At 45.7% G+C, this 15,627-nt stretch carries 16 protein-coding genes and 1 pseudogene; 2 read left to right on the forward strand and 15 right to left on the reverse strand.

Annotated elements, in window-relative coordinates; genetic code table 11:
* Window positions 1-18: 18 nt before the first annotated feature.
* Window positions 19-891, forward strand: a complete 873-nt coding sequence (locus GRF59_RS03615; protein ID WP_160496283.1) for a helix-turn-helix domain-containing protein — start codon at window positions 19-21, stop codon at window positions 889-891.
* A 126-nt stretch (window positions 892-1,017) separates the two neighbouring features.
* Here the strand turns inward: GRF59_RS03615 and GRF59_RS03620 are convergent, their stop codons facing one another.
* The 8 genes and pseudogenes from GRF59_RS03620 to GRF59_RS30245 all read right to left on the reverse strand — a co-directional run.
* Window positions 1,018-2,322, reverse strand: coding sequence for a DUF4179 domain-containing protein (locus tag GRF59_RS03620; protein ID WP_160496284.1), 1,305 nt, complete (start codon window positions 2,320-2,322; stop codon window positions 1,018-1,020).
* Window positions 2,249-2,851, reverse strand: a complete 603-nt coding sequence (locus GRF59_RS03625; protein WP_160496285.1) for an RNA polymerase sigma factor — start codon at window positions 2,849-2,851, stop codon at window positions 2,249-2,251. The genes GRF59_RS03620 and GRF59_RS03625 overlap by 74 nt, the downstream gene beginning before the upstream one ends.
* A gap of 284 nt (window positions 2,852-3,135) precedes the next feature.
* On the reverse strand, window positions 3,136-4,326 hold the full coding sequence (locus GRF59_RS03630; protein WP_160496286.1) for a macrolide family glycosyltransferase: 1,191 nt from the start codon (window positions 4,324-4,326) through the stop codon (window positions 3,136-3,138).
* A gap of 205 nt (window positions 4,327-4,531) precedes the next feature.
* Complete coding sequence (locus tag GRF59_RS03635) at window positions 4,532-4,957, reverse strand: MarR family winged helix-turn-helix transcriptional regulator (protein WP_160496287.1); 426 nt, start codon at window positions 4,955-4,957, stop codon at window positions 4,532-4,534.
* Window positions 4,947-5,243, reverse strand: coding sequence for a transporter suffix domain-containing protein (locus GRF59_RS03640; protein ID WP_237391614.1), 297 nt, complete (start codon window positions 5,241-5,243; stop codon window positions 4,947-4,949). The genes GRF59_RS03635 and GRF59_RS03640 overlap by 11 nt, the downstream gene beginning before the upstream one ends.
* A 218-nt stretch (window positions 5,244-5,461) precedes the next feature.
* Window positions 5,462-6,229 carry an S-layer homology domain-containing protein gene (locus GRF59_RS03645; protein ID WP_160496288.1) on the reverse strand — a complete coding sequence of 256 codons (768 nt, stop codon included), beginning with the start codon at window positions 6,227-6,229 and terminating at the stop codon, window positions 5,462-5,464.
* A gap of 241 nt (window positions 6,230-6,470) precedes the next feature.
* Window positions 6,471-7,817, reverse strand: coding sequence for an FAD-binding oxidoreductase (locus tag GRF59_RS03650; RefSeq protein ID WP_160496289.1), 1,347 nt, complete (start codon window positions 7,815-7,817; stop codon window positions 6,471-6,473).
* A gap of 124 nt (window positions 7,818-7,941) precedes the next feature.
* Window positions 7,942-8,037: pseudogene (locus tag GRF59_RS30245) on the reverse strand (alpha/beta hydrolase); the annotation flags it as partial.
* A gap of 132 nt (window positions 8,038-8,169) precedes the next feature.
* Between GRF59_RS30245 and GRF59_RS03655 the strand changes: the two are divergent.
* Entirely contained in the window at window positions 8,170-9,729 is a 1,560-nt protein-coding gene (locus tag GRF59_RS03655) for an MFS transporter (protein WP_160496290.1), read from the forward strand.
* Between the two features lie 64 nt (window positions 9,730-9,793).
* On the opposite strand, the gene GRF59_RS03660 is transcribed toward GRF59_RS03655, so the two are convergent.
* The 7 genes from GRF59_RS03660 to GRF59_RS03690 form a co-directional block, all read right to left on the reverse strand.
* Window positions 9,794-10,600, reverse strand: a complete 807-nt coding sequence (locus tag GRF59_RS03660; protein WP_160496291.1) for a TetR/AcrR family transcriptional regulator — start codon at window positions 10,598-10,600, stop codon at window positions 9,794-9,796.
* A 188-nt stretch (window positions 10,601-10,788) separates the two neighbouring features.
* Window positions 10,789-11,790: an NADP-dependent oxidoreductase gene (locus GRF59_RS03665; RefSeq protein WP_160496292.1), complete on the reverse strand. Its 1,002-nt coding sequence runs from the start codon at window positions 11,788-11,790 to the stop codon at window positions 10,789-10,791.
* Between the two features lie 98 nt (window positions 11,791-11,888).
* On the reverse strand, window positions 11,889-12,209 hold the full coding sequence (locus tag GRF59_RS03670; protein ID WP_160496293.1) for an ArsR/SmtB family transcription factor: 321 nt from the start codon (window positions 12,207-12,209) through the stop codon (window positions 11,889-11,891).
* Window positions 12,210-12,377: 168 nt separating this feature from the next.
* Entirely contained in the window at window positions 12,378-12,914 is a 537-nt protein-coding gene (locus tag GRF59_RS03675) for a GNAT family N-acetyltransferase (protein ID WP_160496294.1), read from the reverse strand.
* A 109-nt stretch (window positions 12,915-13,023) separates the two neighbouring features.
* Entirely contained in the window at window positions 13,024-13,329 is a 306-nt protein-coding gene (locus GRF59_RS03680; RefSeq protein WP_160496295.1) for a DUF3889 domain-containing protein, read from the reverse strand.
* Window positions 13,330-13,415: 86 nt separating this feature from the next.
* Window positions 13,416-13,724: a hypothetical protein gene (locus GRF59_RS03685; RefSeq protein ID WP_160496296.1), complete on the reverse strand. Its 309-nt coding sequence runs from the start codon at window positions 13,722-13,724 to the stop codon at window positions 13,416-13,418.
* Between the two features lie 156 nt (window positions 13,725-13,880).
* Entirely contained in the window at window positions 13,881-15,596 is a 1,716-nt protein-coding gene (locus tag GRF59_RS03690) for an ABC transporter transmembrane domain-containing protein (protein WP_160496297.1), read from the reverse strand.
* Window positions 15,597-15,627: the final 31 nt, after the last annotated feature.

A 15,627-nucleotide genomic window follows, 5' to 3' on the forward strand; every position in this document is an offset into this window, starting at 1 on the left:
GCACAAAGGAGGAACGGCATGTCAAAAAGTCTACTGCATCACGAAGCATCCAACTTCTTGGATGCATTGTTGGCTTCCGTGCTTGGCGAGCACATGTTTCGTATTTTCAGCTGTTTCAATGTAACGGTCCCCTCTTCCTGGCGCATCGAAGAACGCGTGCTTGAAGAGATTCATCTACTTTACGTCCGAAGCGGGTGCCTCACTTACGTAATTCATGAAACTCCTCTGGAACTAACGGCAGGAAGTCTGCTGTTCCTGACCGATGGCACGATTCATTCGGCGTACCGGGATCTTAAAGAACCGCTAAGCATCATTCCCATTCGATTTACGATTGCAAGCTATAAAAATGATGAAGAACAAGTTGCTAAGACGGAGCTCCCTTGTCACTTCGCTTTCCGTCCCCGGGACCCTTCGAAATTCAGCGCTCTATTTGAAACAATTCACCGGTATCATACCCTACCTTCATCTGCCAGACGGGATGTACTTTGTCATGCTGCCATATGCCAGACCCTGGCCGAAATTTCGCTGGATTTGGATTTCATGCGACAAGATACGCTCAGTCATCCGGACATCCAGAATATCAAAGCGTATATTGACACGCATCCTGCGGAAAGACTTTCGGTTCAAGAGTTGGCAGGATTCACCGGTCTGACCTCTAAATATTGCTCGAAGCTGTTTCAACAAATATATGGAATTCCAATCAAAACCTATCAGATTAAAGCCCGCATCGATTATGCCCGTTATTTGCTGGAGAATTCGGGACAATCCATTAAGGAGATTTCCTTTCAGCTAGGTTATACGGATCCTTTCACATTCTCGAAGCAATATAAAGCGGTTACGGGCGTCTCCCCCTCCAAGAGGGTACCGCGTTTTTCTGGTGACTCTGAGTAAAAAAAATCCACCTGAAGGTATTGGACCTAACGGTGGATTTTTTTCGAATGGCTCGCTCATGGAGTGCTTAGGGATCAGCCATATACCGATCGCTGTTATTCTCCCTTGGTACCGGGCCCCTCGGTATTATTTTTTGGTGTCTACGGGAATCGGTATGGTCTTGTTGTAAGTTTTAATATAGTCGAATCCGTCCAGCAGGAGGTATTCTGGTTTATCTGAAGTGTTAAACGAATACGTCTGCTCCCAAAGGATGTTACCATTTTTCAGATCCCAAGGGCTCGATGAGGAAATCTTCGCAACAGGAACTTTTTGACCGCCAGCCTGAACCGCTAAATTATCCGTTTTCAGGAACGTAAATTGTTTTCCGGCGATGACAATGTCATAGCCTGTTTCGGTTTTATTGACGCTCCGTATCCATAACTTTTCATTTCCCGCCTTGATGGATTTGTCTGATGGCGCAGCAAGGGAAATCGGCGTATCTAATTTCTGGTATCCCGGAAAACTCTTAAGTACAAGTTCTATGGAATCAATCTTGTCCGTTGGCAGCACATCGTATTCAATCTCAAAACCCGCGGGGTTACTGCCGCGCATGACCGAATATTTGACTTCTGTTTCATTTACGTAAAGCTTGGTTTCAGCAGGGAATCTCGGGTATTCCCCGTCATCCATTTCATAATGTCCCTTTACAATGGTGGCGGTCGGCGAAGCTGTGATCGAGTCGTAATAGACCCTTCCCTGATCAACGGGAACGGAGTTTGAGATATCTTGCTTAATGATACTTTTCATCGCTTTATTGGCTTCATACTTGAAGCGGATTGGGTATATAGCTCGTTTTCCGTTATCGAGAATCGCAGAGAATGTAACGGTTAATGTTCTGGTGAAAGGACTCACCGGTTCGAATTTACCCACTCCATCGAAGTGGGTCTGATCACTGTTATGATTACCGCCTCCGCTTCTTAGCGTTGAATCCGTTAAGAATCCCTGAATTCTATCCACGGAATAACGGGTAGAATAATTGTCGCCATACACAGAGCCTGATTGTCGATCAATCGAATAATACACTGACAATGCATTATCGTCCGCGATAACCCCATCAAGCGTAATGACTGTACCATCCGGAAGCGTTATGCTTTTGTTAATCGTCTGACCGTATCCATGATCCGCGACCTCGGCAAAGCTAAGTGAATTCAACTCGACTGTATTCAGCAGCTTGCTTCCAATATATGCAAACGCAGGATACTGATACGATCCGGCGATTAACAATAGAGCCGCGGCGGATGAGACAACCCATATCAAAGCTCTGTTTTTTTTCTTTTTCTTATCAGGAACCGAAGCAAGCGCATTTCGAAGTCTGCCCTCAAGTTCGGACGGAGCCTGTTCCATGTTCAAGACTTGCTTGTGTTCCTTTAATCTCTCCTCGATCGTTTTCATAACGATCACCTCCAATCTTGGCTTTGAGTTTTTGAAGGCCTTGCGAAATTCTTGATTTGATGGTGCCTACCGGTACTCCTGCCATGTCCGCGATCGTCTGGTAAGGAAGATCATGCACAAAACGAAGTTCAATGGCTTCCCGCTGCCGATCATTCAGATGAGACAGAAGTACCTGCATGTCCATTTCAGACTCCATATCGCGATATGGATTATCGTCGTTTAAGGCTACAAATGACGTTTCCCGCTCATCCTCCCATGGGAGATACCGCTCCTTATGGCGAAGCAAGGTTTTGCAGCGATTGACGAGAATGGTTTTGCTCCAGCTGTAGAAAGACTCACCCTTTTGCAATTGATCCAACTTTTCATAAAGCGTAACGATCATGTCTTCCATTGCATCCATCGCATCTTGCTCATTCCCCATATATTTGTAGGCAAGACGATAATAAGCGTCCTGATCGGCAAGGATTAGTTGTAATAAAGCTTCTTTGTTGCCTTTTTGAGCTTGTTTGACAAGACGACTTACATTCATGTTCTTCCCCCTTTCATAGATAAGAGATCGCAGAGGCTATAAAAGTTCATTTTGTATAAAAAAATCTTCTAAAAATTGAAATTTTGTTTTGAAATAGACGAATCCATCTCTTATGTACTCATCGCACGCACTCATGCCATAACCATATGAACATAACAAAGGAACTTCTACCGCAGAAGTTCCTTTTCGCAAGATATTGCAGTGTTAAGTTATACAGGTGAAACAGCGGCCTGAATGCTGTCTATCTGGAATATGTTTAACTGCTGTTTTTATTCAACTGATGTCTAGCGTACATGCGCGAAAATCTCATCGACAGCTTGATGATACCCGCCCGAACTGCGAAAAGATTCCCTAATCTCTGCAACGGCCTGCTTGAATGACGGGAGGATTAACACATGATCTGCTGCCTCACGTAGTTGATTTGCAGTCAAGCTTTGCATTGGTAATGTAACCCCTGCCCCGATATGGGCGACTTGCCCCGCAATGACCGGCTGATCCGCGCTTAGCGGGATTACAACTAGCGGAACTCCGTAATAGAGCCCTTCATGGGTACTGTTCATTCCACCGTGTGTAATAAATAACTGGGTGCGTTGCAGTACATCCGTTTGCGGAACCACATTTTTGACGATGAAGTTTGCAGGAATTTCCCCTAAATCAGAAATATGTGTTTTATCCCCAATAGACATGATGATCGAATAATCCGTGTTCCCAAATGCCTCAAAACAAAGCTTATAGAAATCCGTTGCTTGGTTAAAGACTGTACCCAGTGAAATGTAAATGAAGTTTTCCCCCTGGATCGCAGGAAAGTCGAAGTTTTCTGGAGTGAATCGTGCACTAATCGATGGCCCGACAAATTTATACGTTTCGTCGAATGCTTCTCCATAAGGTTGAAACTCTCTTGTTGTATACACGATGGTAAGCGGTGCAGGATTACAAAACACTTCATAAGGAGAATGGATCGTCACATCATATTGTTCTTTCACCTTTTCCGTCAAGCTTTGAAATCTATCGTTAATCGGTTTAGCGATCTCTGTCCGTACGTTTAGAAAAGATTGTTCCAACATGTCATCGAATGAATCTTTTGATTGCGCAAAAGTAGTACAAGAGTTGATTGCAGGAAGCTTAAGAATTTGAGCAAGCAAACGTCCACAACCGAACATGGAATCATGGATGATGTAATCAAAATGTTCTCCTTGGATCTGTTCAAGAACGCTTGGTATGATGATATCTGCCGTAAGTAAAAGACCGTTGATTCTTTCGAGTACATAATTTCTTCCGCCGGAGATAAAGGCTTGAATGAATTTTTGGTCGTCAAACGTTCGAACGGTTGCTCCCGTTTTCTCCATACGCTCCCGAAAAGCTTCTATACAAAAGTACACAACCTCTTCTCCACGCGAAATCAGTTCCTGCACAACGCCAATCGTTGGATTGATATGTCCCTCTGATCCACCATTTATAAATAATACTCGAGCCATTTTTACCTCTCCTTAGAAATACTGTTCTCTAATTTGTGCAATAATGTTCTCATTTATTGTATCCCATATCAAGTGACTCATGTAGCTATACTCAGATTTCTCGCACCTTCATCATATCGTTAACTATCCCCCCCTTGCACAAAAAATCCTACCGTCCCGAGGGGCCGATAGGATCGCTATAGCGCATACACTTCAATGAAGCAAGCTATTCAAGTAATTCTCGTAGCTTTTGAAGGGCTGACAACATATTTGTCAATTCTTCAGGTGATAGATTCGCATGATATTTTTCAGAAACTTGTTGATTAAATGCATTCATTTCATGTTTATATAGCAACCCTTTTTCGCCTAATTCAATGGAATATGCACGCTTATCTTCTACATGTTGCTTTCTTATGATATAGCCTTCCTTTTCAAGTTTTGCTAACTGTTGACTCACAGCACTTTTCGTGATCTCCATTTGTTCAGCTAATTCTGTAGGAGAAGAGAATGGATGCCGAATAACTAATGTTAATAATACATATTGTTGGTTATTTAATTTAAAATTCGTATAAGCTCTTTCTTTTTTTTCAAGTATAATCCAGATGTCTTCAATGGTTTGGTTAATTTGCTCTGCTAGATTTTTATTTTTCATGCTTCTGCTCCACTTCATGTTTCCTCCAATTTTTAGGATTTAAAACACTTTTGAATTTTGCAGCCACTTCTTTTCCAACAAGTAATGCACCTATCCAAAACATGATTTCTGCTATGATGATACTTCCCGTTATGATGCTTGCTTTAATTTTTGTTGAAAGTGGGGTGAATGGCGTGATCACCGGTACCAGCCACAGCAAAAGAGAAAGAATTAATAGCCCTATGCCAAGTTTGTAAAAAACGGATCTTTTTTGCTTTTTTTCGTTTGAAACCATCTCTTTGTGCAATTCAAACTCCCCTTGAATATGTTTTAGTTTACTTAACTAAAATATACATGGATGAATTGTAGATTGCAAGGGCTCCCTGTTTGGGGAAATACCATGGTGTCAAAATTAACGGAGAGGGTCTGGGATAGCTTATATCATTGAAAAAAAAGCCGCCAATTCGGCGACTTCATGTGCATATATGTTCCTATTGAGCTCAAATTCATTGCTTGACTTAATAATCAATGAGTCGTGGCTTCGTACAAACGCTGTAATATGGTCACAGCCTCGGCACGTGTGACTAGCGCTTTTGGAAGAAGGTATCCTTTATTCGCTGTAAGGATGCCCATATTGGTCAGAGTGTAGAATGCTTCCGCCTTCTGTTCTTGGAAATCCCCATCATAGAAATACTCTTCTTCACTCTTGTCAATATACAGTACCGGATAATTGACCGAGAAATCGTCATAGTAATTTGCCGGACGCACTTTCACATCTTTATACTGCGAAGCTGCAGAGATGACTTCCGTTATCTCAGGATGAAGATTCTGATTGGTATACTCAGTTCGAACGGAGGCAATCATCATGACATCCCAGCGAGTCAATGGTTTGTCAGGCTTGACATAAAATTGATAGTTTGGATATGTGCCCCCTACACCTTCCGTAAATTGCCAAACGTAGTCCCCGTTGAATATGGCTGCAAAATCCATGTTCGCCCAATGTTTACGTGCATCCACAAATTCTGAGGATTTACCTGATGAATAGTTGATTTCCGGAAAAAGCTTGTGAAACATATGTACAAATTCTGCTTTCGTTATCGTTTTGCCTGGCTTGAAGGTCCCATCCGTATAGCCGGTGACAACACCCTTATCCACCATCGAATGAATGGATGCGGAAGCCCATTCATATTTTGTTCCTTCCACATCAGAAAACGTTTTTGCCGCATAGGCAGATTGACCGAAAAACACGGTCGCCGCAACCAATGGCATGATAAGCCACTTCTTTCTCAACATCTCTTTCCCCATCCTTTGAAAATAATCTATGTGTGTACTGAAACCATATCGGCATTTTAAAAGAGAATGATAATAGTACAGAGAAATAACGCCCAAATATATCCGCAAGTCCGTAAGAAACCCCCAATAGTCCGCCGTGCTCCTTCCTCTTAGAGTGATGTCCCCCTGCTCAATTCGGACTGATCGCAGAAGTGACTCCAGGAATAGGCGGGCTACTGGGTTTTCGTTACATTATCTTAGCTCAGCGAGCCGGAGGAATGCTTTGTGGATTGTTAAACACATTTTCCGGGTCGTATTTAGCTTTGACTCTCCGCAATCTCGGGAAGTTTTTTCCGTAGTAAACCGGCCCGGAATTTTGAATCCCTTGGTCTGGAACATTGATATAGGAACCTACGATAAAGGGCTGCAGCTTCCGGCGCGTATTGCGAACGAGGGCGATATTTTTGGCGGCTTCGGATTTCTTGATCCATGAACTGTTCCACTCCACATAGAATTTCGCTTTACGCCAATAGAATGCCGTTGCTTTCGGCGCTACGCGACTTATGGCTCCTCCCCAATTGAGGAAAAAGAATCCCGCGGTAGAATTCGGCTCCGCCTTCTCCAAAAACTCACGCATCGACTTAATTGCTTTATCTGGGAACGGTTTTCTACCGAAACCGCTGGAGAATTGGTTACTGAATCTTTGGGTAAGTATTGGATCGGGAGCTAACAAGAAGTTCACGGCTTTCGGATAAGGTAACAACCGGATGATTTTCTCCGTAGGTGTACCGACACTCGTCATGGGTTCGAGTAAACGGAGAGCCTCCGTTTTTGATCCGAGGAACAGCCCCAGCATGACGACATTGCCGCCCTTTTTCGGACCGATCGATAATTCACTGCCCAGTTTGGTATCGACAGAAGGAGCCCATGTTTGCCATACTTTCAATACCTTTTCGAACTGATTCCATGGCCAAGTGATACGAAATACGGTTGCCTTAGCTGGAGAGCGCAGCACTTTGAATTTGTATCGGGTGCATACCCCAAAGTTGCCGCCACCGCCACCACGGGAAGCCCACAGGAGATCGGCGTTACATTTTTTGTTGGCACGAATCACTTTTCCCTTCGCGTCAACCATTTCGAGTTCAAGCAGGTTATCGCTGATGAGTCCAATCGTCCGTTGGAGCGGACCGATTCCCCCGCCAAGCGTAATACCACCGATCCCGACCGTAGGACTGTCGCCGAATGGAGCAATAAACCCTTGCCGCGCCAGCTTGTGAGCAATTCTCCCCACTTGATTGCCTGTTTCAACGACAACCGTTCCATTCTTTTTGTTCAGCTTGATTTTCTTCATCTCGCTTACATCGATGACGATACCGCCATTGACTTGCGACAGATTGACTTCCAGAGCATGTCTTCCGCTTCTTGGACGAATGGGGACGTTATTTTCGCGTGCCCATTTGATTGCATTCGCCACATCTTGCGTCCGTTTCGCAAAAACAAATACTTTGGGAAATTTGTCCGTATGAGGGTCCCAATTTTTCCGTGCCGCTTCATAACCGGGATCTCCTCTAAAAATGACACGACCGGTAAGCTTCGTTTTTGATGTCAATGACTACAACTCCCTTTGAGCAAATGATTACCCTGCAATTCAAAATTCAAGATACGGTATATCGTATGTAGGGTATTCGTGGAGGGAATGGGCGGATATACCCTACTCAATTGCATATCCCAAAATCTATTCCTAATTCTTCGGAATGTTCCACACACCATTTCAAGCCCGAAAAACAATCCTATAACTGACTTGGTTGAATATGTTCCAGTACAAGGCGTAATTCAGCGGATATACGATAAAAAACGGACAATTGAAAAAAGAATAATTTAGTGTTGACCAATTACTGTATACGTCATATACTGTTTATAAAAATAACTGTTTACATAATAAACAGTAAGGAGATGATTCAATGACCACTCTTAACCCTCAAACGGCCACACGTGCAGGCCGCAAAGAATGGATCGCGCTTAGCATTTTATGTCTGCCGTTAATGTTTGCATCAATGGATGTCGCTGTCCTGTTTTTCGCCGCCCCCGCCATCGCGGCGGACTTGAAGCCGAATGCCACACAACAATTGTGGATTTTCGACGTTTACGGCTTCATCCTTGCCGGCATGCTGTTGACGATGGGCGCGATTGGCGATCGAATTGGACGCAAGCGCCTGCTGATCATCGGTTCGGTCGGGTTCGCTTTAAGTTCTCTGTTCGCCGCATACGCCCAATCGGCCGAGGCTCTGATCATCGCTCGAGGAATACTGGGAATTGCGGGTTCAACCTTGATGCCGTCATCTCTTGCCCTCATTCGCGTCATGTTTCAGGATCCCGCGCAGCGAACGAAAGCTATGTCGATTTGGAGCGCGGTGATGGCCAGCGGTGTTACCCTTGGTCCGATCATCGGTGGACTGCTTCTCAATTCTTTTTCCTGGGGATCGGTGTTCCTCATCAATATCCCGGCGATGGCCCTTCTTCTGATTATCGCTCCGTTCCTTCTGCCCGAGTCTCGCAGCAAAACGCAAAGCCCGATCGATGTGCTTAGCTCCATCCTCGTTCTTACCTCTGTCCTACCTCTTACGTATGGCGTCAAGACGCTAGCGGAGGATGGATGGGCAGCGCTTCCTCTTGTCATGCTTGTTGCAGGCATGCTGTCGGGTGTCGTGTTTGTGCGTCGGCAGCTCCGCATTTCCAACCCTCTGCTCGATATTCGCGCGCTGATGGAGCGGCGAATCGGCGGTTCGATTCTCGTTAATTTCATCGCTATGTTTGCGCTCATGGCAAGCTCACTGGTCAATACCCAGTTCCTTCAGTCGGTGCTTGGATATTCTCCGTTCGTCGCGTCCCTTTGGAGCGTACTGCCTTCTGTCGCCGTAGGTGCCGCGGCACCGATTGCGGCAAAGATGTCGCAAACTTATGGAAGACCGCGTATTATTACGGCGGGCATCTTGCTCGCAGCAATTGGATTCGTCGTGCTGACCCAGGTTCGCTTGGAGGGTTTTTCACCGCTAATCATCGTGCTTGTCGGAGCCGGATTGATTGCTGCAGGTATCGTGTCCGTCATGACTCTAGTTACGGATTATGTCGTGGGTGTCGCTCCCGTAGACCGTGCCGGAGCTGTCGGTGGCCTTATCGAGACTTCCAGCGAACTTGGTGGCGCGTTCGGTATCGCTCTTCTGGGCTGCGTTCTGGCAGCGGTTTACCGGAACACGGTCTCCCCTCTTCTGCCCAAGGAGCTAACGCCGGAAGCGGCTCATGCGGCCGAGCAGACCATTGCCGGCGCTTCGAGCGCCGCAAGTCATTTGCCGGCGGAAGCGGCTTCTCGCGTTATGAATGCATCCCGAGAGGCTTTTGTGACCTCCATGCATACCACCTGTCTCGTTGCCAGCGCGATCCTGGTTTTGGCTGCGATCATCACGGTCGTAATGCTCCGCGATAAGAAAACGGACATCGGTGTCGCCACGTCATCAAAAGCTTAAACATAAAAAAGGCTACTTCTTGGCATTTGCCTTGAAGTAGCCTTTTTATCGTACTCGATAACCGTTACTTATGATGCTCAGTGGCGTCAGATGTCGTTTTCCGAATCAAAAATTGCTCAATCCCGTCCAAAATGCGCTCCAGACCGAAGTCCAAATCATTGCCGACAGTATTCTCATCTTCGTTCTCGCCGGTATACGCGCCGGACATCACGATTGGATGTAAATTCGGATATTGCTCCGGCTTGATTAAATTCCGAAGCGCCGCCGAATAATTGAGCCCGCTGAACTCTTCCTCGCTTGAACCCGCTTGAACGGCTCGATCAATGTCCCGCTGAAGCATCCCGTACGTACGGGCATATCCGCTCAAGAGAAGAACGATGGACATTTTCTCGTAATCGTTCAGGGGCATGTCTCGCAGCGATTGCAGCGCCCAATCCACGATGCGCAGATTGTTTGGCGTTATCGGAATGCCGAGAATCGGAATATCTCCGTACCACGGATGCTCGCGAAAAATGCCGACCGTGCCCATGACATACTCGCGCATGCTTTCCCGCCATTCCTGCGGAGGTCTTTCCGCGGGTATCGGGACATCACTTATCGCATCCTGCATCAGGATCAGCAGGTCATCCTTGCTGGGAATGTAACGGTAGAGCGACATGGCCGTAAAACCAAGCGCCGACGCAATCCGGTTCATCGAGACGGAGGGAAGACCGTCTTTGTCCGCGATTTCGACCGCCTTTTTCACGATTAGATCGATGCTCATCTCGCGCTTGGGTCCGCGCTGCGGCGGTTTCGCCAATCCCCAGCCGAGCGCTGCGCCGGGGGGCAAGATTTTAGCAACTTCCTCTGGCGTTAAATCGTCATGGCTCATCTGTATTCCTCCTATTCGTTCGAACGCAGCCTGCGCAAAAAAAAGTGTTTATAATATAAACAGTATATCATAAAGTCGAAATATTCTCCCTCTTCATGCATGTAGAAACTGGTAAAAGTTAATTTTACCGGCCTAAGAAGTTCACTTATGATGCTGCTGCTCTATGAGAAAGTCCATTATCACATGAATTACTTTATTCGAACGACAACCTTTCCTTTGGCGCTTCCGCCTTCCAGATAATGCAGTGCTTGCGCGGCATCCGTAAAAGGAAAAACCTTATCGATCACCGGCTTAATATGACCTTCTTCAATATATTCTTTTAAAATATTCAGTTGCGTTCCACTCGGTTTCATGAATAGGTAATGGTATCTCGCATGATACTGCTTCTCAAGTGTTGTGATCTTATGGCTCGCGATGGACAAGACTGCCGTTTTCAGCCACCCCAATTGTTGTTCTCTTCCGAATGCTGCGTTGGGAACGCCGGAAATGGATACGATTTGTCCATGGGGTTTCAGGATCTGGAATGATTTTTCCAAGGCCGCTCCGCCCAAGGTATCATACACCGCGTCATATCCCGTCAGGATTTCTTCAAAGTTCTCTTTTCGGTAATTGATAATCTGGTCTGCTCCCAGCGATTGGACCAATTCGTATCCCTTTTCGCTTGCCGTTGTGGCGACATAAGCTCCCATGAGTTTGGCCAATTGGATGGCAAAGGTGCCTACGCCTCCGGATCCGGCATGGATGAGGATCTTCTGACCTGGTTGCAGATTTAAAATGTCGGTAAAAGCTTGGTACGTCGTAAGGCCGACGAGCGGTAAGGATGCTGCTTCTTCAAGGCTTAGATTGTTCGGCTTCAGCGAAATGTCTTCCTCATGGATAGCAATATACTCGGCCAATGTGCCGATCCGGGTTTTGCGGGGTCTGCCATAGACCTCGTCTCCGGGCTTAAAGGCTTGGACCCGGTTGCCGACTTTAACAATAACGCCTGAGAAATCATTGCCCAAGATCAAAGGAAAGTTGTATTTTAACAGGAGTTTGACTTTCCCTTCCTTTATTTTAAAATCGATCGGATTTAAGCTGGCTGCGTGAATTTCCACCAGCACATCGTGTGCTCCTATCTCGGGCGTGGGCTGCTCCGATATTAATAATGGTGTTTTCTTCCCGTATTTCTCAATTATCATAGCTTTCATCTAATTCACTCCAATACGATTATTCGTTTAAACATTTAAACCAATTACGCGAAAAAAATTTCGTTTTTCATTCCTGCCATATGGCTATCTATCGTTCGCTAAGACCTGCTGCACTCTGCTTCAACGGCCGCAATCAATGATTTAAGTTGTTCAAGCGGTTTGCGGATCGTCAGTACATAGTAATTTTCTACGCCCTTTTTCTCGGAATGAATGTAACCGGACTGCTTCAACACCTTTAAATGGTGGGAGACGGCTGGCCTGGACAAATTGATGTGGTCGGATATTGTATTGACGTTCAGTCCCGATTTGTGCTGAGCCAGCAGCATAATGATGGCTTGACGGTTCTCATCGGTCAATACGTCCATCAGAGGGATGCAATCTTTAAATTGTTGCAGAATTTGTGCGGTTTGTTTGTTCATTACAATCCCCTCGTTCTGTTTATTCGTTTAACCGTTTAAACATATTATAGCTATTCGGTGGAAAAAATCAAGACAAGTTTGATCAGAAAACAGAAAACGACAGCCTGTTCTGGCTGTCGTTTCTTCATGTTTATTGGAGTTCTCTTCTTCCATATAATCGATCTAAATTCACTCGTTAGGATTGATAAGTGCCAGAACCTGATGATCCTCCCATACCCCGTTAATCTTCACATTGCTTCGGGAAATGCCTTCTTTGTGGAACCCTGCATTCTCAAGCACGCGGATAGATCCGGGATTCCGGGGCGAGACTTCACCTACGATCCGGTGAAACTTCAGCTCCTCGAAGGCAAAGCGTACTACCTGTTTCACCGCCTCCGTCATATAACCCTTGCCATTATGATCCTGGTCTAGGCTATATCCGATCATACAGCTCTGAAGCGGGTCACGCATCACAAAGAACAACCCGATAGTACCAATAATACGGTCGTCCTCCATGTGGCAAATCACGAAGTCATATTTCCGGTCTTCTGATCTGTCGACCTTGCTCTTCATAATCTTTTGGAGCTGTTGCTCCTCCGTATAGAACTCCTCCGAATTGCTTGGTGAGAACTTGTCAAAAAACTCCCGATTGCGATTGTACATTGCTGTCAATTCTTTGGCGTCCGCCTCCTCCAGGAACCGGACGTATACTCGCTGCGCTAACATCTGCACCATCCCCACTAACCAATATGTGTAGATCATTATATCATAGGATGGAAGGTTCAAATATGGATCGGCTGCCTTCAAATGTCTTTATTAGGTCATTCAATCCTATTTAACGATTAGATTCAGAAAAACGAATCGAATAGATTAAATCGTTCGTCGGATCAAATTGGATATTCACATACACTCCGAATTCTTTGCCATTTTTGCTTCTAAGCCATAATTTGAAATGTTCTTCTGATTTTCTAGGTGTTAGTTCAACACGCCCCATGTGCTTATAATCAACGATGTCGGCATTGTATCTTTTCTGGGTTTCTTTTACCGCAACCTCACCCCATTTTGCGTATTCAGGCTCAGCTTCCGCGGATACAGTGGAAATAATAAACACAGCTAATAAGGAAATCAGCAATTTTTTCATAACAACCACCTATCTGGAGAGGTTTTTTTATTATCCCCTACATCTTCCAGATCAATCATGCTCATCGTCGAAAGTATCGTTCCTATTTATCCTTCAACGACATCAGCCCGCAAATCAGTTGCAATTTCAATCATTCGGGGTACGATAGCTTCATTCGAAATGGCAACGTACAAATCTCCCATGTAAAGCCGGAAAGGGAATTCTTTGCCCCCGTGCTTCCATATGAAAAATTCACCGTCGATAGACATCGTGCTCTCGAGTCCTTTCACGTTAAGTACCTGTGAATACGTAAAATCGGGTTTGGATGAAAAATAATGTTTGCACTCTTCCAAAGAAATCGATGGCTCCGGATTCGTTTCTTGCATCGATCGTGTGATACGAAAACGTTGATTCATTGATGTGCCTCCTCAAACAAAGCTCCGGTAACTGATCGTTTATAAAGTGAAACTTGCCAGAAAAACGTGGAAACTATTTTTTTGAAAAAGTAGGAATGCTCCCCGTCCAGAACAATAAGTGACATTCGAGAAAATTTGGAGTACTTGCGTTATTCCTTATGAACCGAACTGAGCCTCGTGCAGCTTGCTGTATACCCCTCCTGCAGCCACCAATTCCAGATGCTTGCCTTGCTCGGTAATTCCCTGTTCCGTGACGACCACGATCCGGTCGGCATTTTTAATCGTGGCCAGCCGGTGAGCAATGACGAGCGTAGTCCGGCCGGCCGACAGCTCGGACAGCGATTGCTGGATCGCTTTTTCCGTCTCAGTATCCAGGGCGGAAGTCGCCTCATCCAGAATAAGGATCGGCGGATTTTTGAGAAACATTCTCGCGATCGCAAGCCGCTGTTTCTGTCCGCCGGACAGTTTTACGCCGCGTTCTCCGATGACCGTCGCCAGACCTTCGGGCTGTGCACGGATAAACTCATCCAATCGCGCCCTTCTAACCGCTTCCCAGATGTCCTTATCGGCTGCGTGCAGATCGCCATAGGCAATATTTTCACGAATCGTGCCTGAAAATAAGAAAACGTCCTGCTGTACGATACCGATCTGTCCCCGCAAAGAAGCCAGTTTCATCCTGGTGATGTCGATGCCATCTACGGTAATCGTTCCCGATTCGGCATCGTAAAAGCGCGGCAGCAAACTGCACAGCGTCGTCTTGCCTGCACCGGAGGGGCCGACGAAAGCGACGGTTTCGCCAGCCCTTATCCGCAGATCGATATTTCGCAGCACCTTGGCTTCATTTTCATAACCAAACGTTACATTGCTGAATTGAATGTCACCGCGCAAATGACCTGCATCGATGGCATCCGGACTATCGGCGATGTCAGGATCGGTTTCCAGCAGTTCCAGATAACTTTTAAATCCGGCCATGCCTTTGGGATAACTCTCGATGACGGAATTAATCTTGTTGATCGGACCCAAAAATACGTTGGATAAGAGTAAAAATCCGACGAATTCCCCGCTCGTCATTTCTCCCTGAATGACAAACCATGTTCCGCATACCAACACGAATAGAATGACGAGACGCATGAGGAAGTAACTGATGGACGAATTTTGAGCTTGAATTTTATAGGATATGAACTTGGTCTGACGGTATTGCTCATTATTCTCTGCAAAACGTTCCGATTCGTATTTTTCGTTCGTAAAGGCCTGGACAACCCGAACGCCGCCAATGCTGTCCTCCACCCTAGTATTAAATTCCCCGATATCCTTGAACATGCGCTGAAATGCATAGATCATTTTGCGATTGAAATATAATGAGAGATAAACCAACCCAGGAATGATGATGACTGCCAGCAGTGCCAGCTTCCAGTTGATCAGCAACATAAGCACGAATGCGCCAATCAGCGTCATGGCGGCAATGAATAAATCTTCCGGTCCGTGATGGGCCATTTCTCCGATTTCCATCAAATTGCTTGTCATGCGGGCCATCAGATGGCCCGTTTTGTTATTGTCGAAGAAACGGAAAGAAAGCTTCTGTACATGGGTGAACAGCTTGCCGCGCATATCGGTCTCAATGTTGATGCCAAGCTGATGCCCCCAATACGTTACGATATATTGGAGCAAACTATTCAGTCCATATATCGCAAGGAGACCGACGCAGGCCCAGAAAATCAGTGACCAATTTCCGCTTGGCAGCAGGTTATCGACAAACTTGTTGACGACAAGCGGGAAGCACAGTTCCAATAGCCCTGCGAAAACGGCACAGCAAAAATCAACCAAGAACAACGTTTTATAGGGTTTATAATAAGCAAAAAACTTTTGCAGCACCATACACACTCCTTCTCCATGGACATGATCG

The sequence above is a fragment of the Paenibacillus dendrobii genome (assembly GCF_009807035.1).
Taxonomy (GTDB): Bacteria; Bacillota; Bacilli; order Paenibacillales; family Paenibacillaceae; genus Paenibacillus_AQ; species Paenibacillus_AQ dendrobii.

Excerpts from the sequence above, each read along its gene's own strand:
- GRF59_RS03615 (WP_160496283.1), top strand. The coding sequence starts at position 19 with ATGTCAAAAAGTCTACTGCATCACGAAGCATCCAACTTCTTGGATGCA.
- GRF59_RS03620 (WP_160496284.1), bottom strand. The coding sequence starts at position 2,322 with ATGAAAACGATCGAGGAGAGATTAAAGGAACACAAGCAAGTCTTGAAC.
- GRF59_RS03625 (WP_160496285.1), bottom strand. The coding sequence starts at position 2,851 with ATGAATGTAAGTCGTCTTGTCAAACAAGCTCAAAAAGGCAACAAAGAA.
- GRF59_RS03630 (WP_160496286.1), bottom strand. The coding sequence starts at position 4,326 with ATGGCTCGAGTATTATTTATAAATGGTGGATCAGAGGGACATATCAAT.
- GRF59_RS03635 (WP_160496287.1), bottom strand. The coding sequence starts at position 4,957 with ATGAAAAATAAAAATCTAGCAGAGCAAATTAACCAAACCATTGAAGAC.
- GRF59_RS03645 (WP_160496288.1), bottom strand. The coding sequence starts at position 6,229 with ATGTTGAGAAAGAAGTGGCTTATCATGCCATTGGTTGCGGCGACCGTG.
- GRF59_RS03655 (WP_160496290.1), top strand. The coding sequence starts at position 8,170 with ATGACCACTCTTAACCCTCAAACGGCCACACGTGCAGGCCGCAAAGAA.
- GRF59_RS03660 (WP_160496291.1), bottom strand. The coding sequence starts at position 10,600 with ATGAGCCATGACGATTTAACGCCAGAGGAAGTTGCTAAAATCTTGCCC.
- GRF59_RS03665 (WP_160496292.1), bottom strand. The coding sequence starts at position 11,790 with ATGAAAGCTATGATAATTGAGAAATACGGGAAGAAAACACCATTATTA.
- GRF59_RS03670 (WP_160496293.1), bottom strand. The coding sequence starts at position 12,209 with ATGAACAAACAAACCGCACAAATTCTGCAACAATTTAAAGATTGCATC.
- GRF59_RS03675 (WP_160496294.1), bottom strand. The coding sequence starts at position 12,914 with ATGTTAGCGCAGCGAGTATACGTCCGGTTCCTGGAGGAGGCGGACGCC.
- GRF59_RS03680 (WP_160496295.1), bottom strand. The coding sequence starts at position 13,329 with ATGAAAAAATTGCTGATTTCCTTATTAGCTGTGTTTATTATTTCCACT.
- GRF59_RS03685 (WP_160496296.1), bottom strand. The coding sequence starts at position 13,724 with ATGAATCAACGTTTTCGTATCACACGATCGATGCAAGAAACGAATCCG.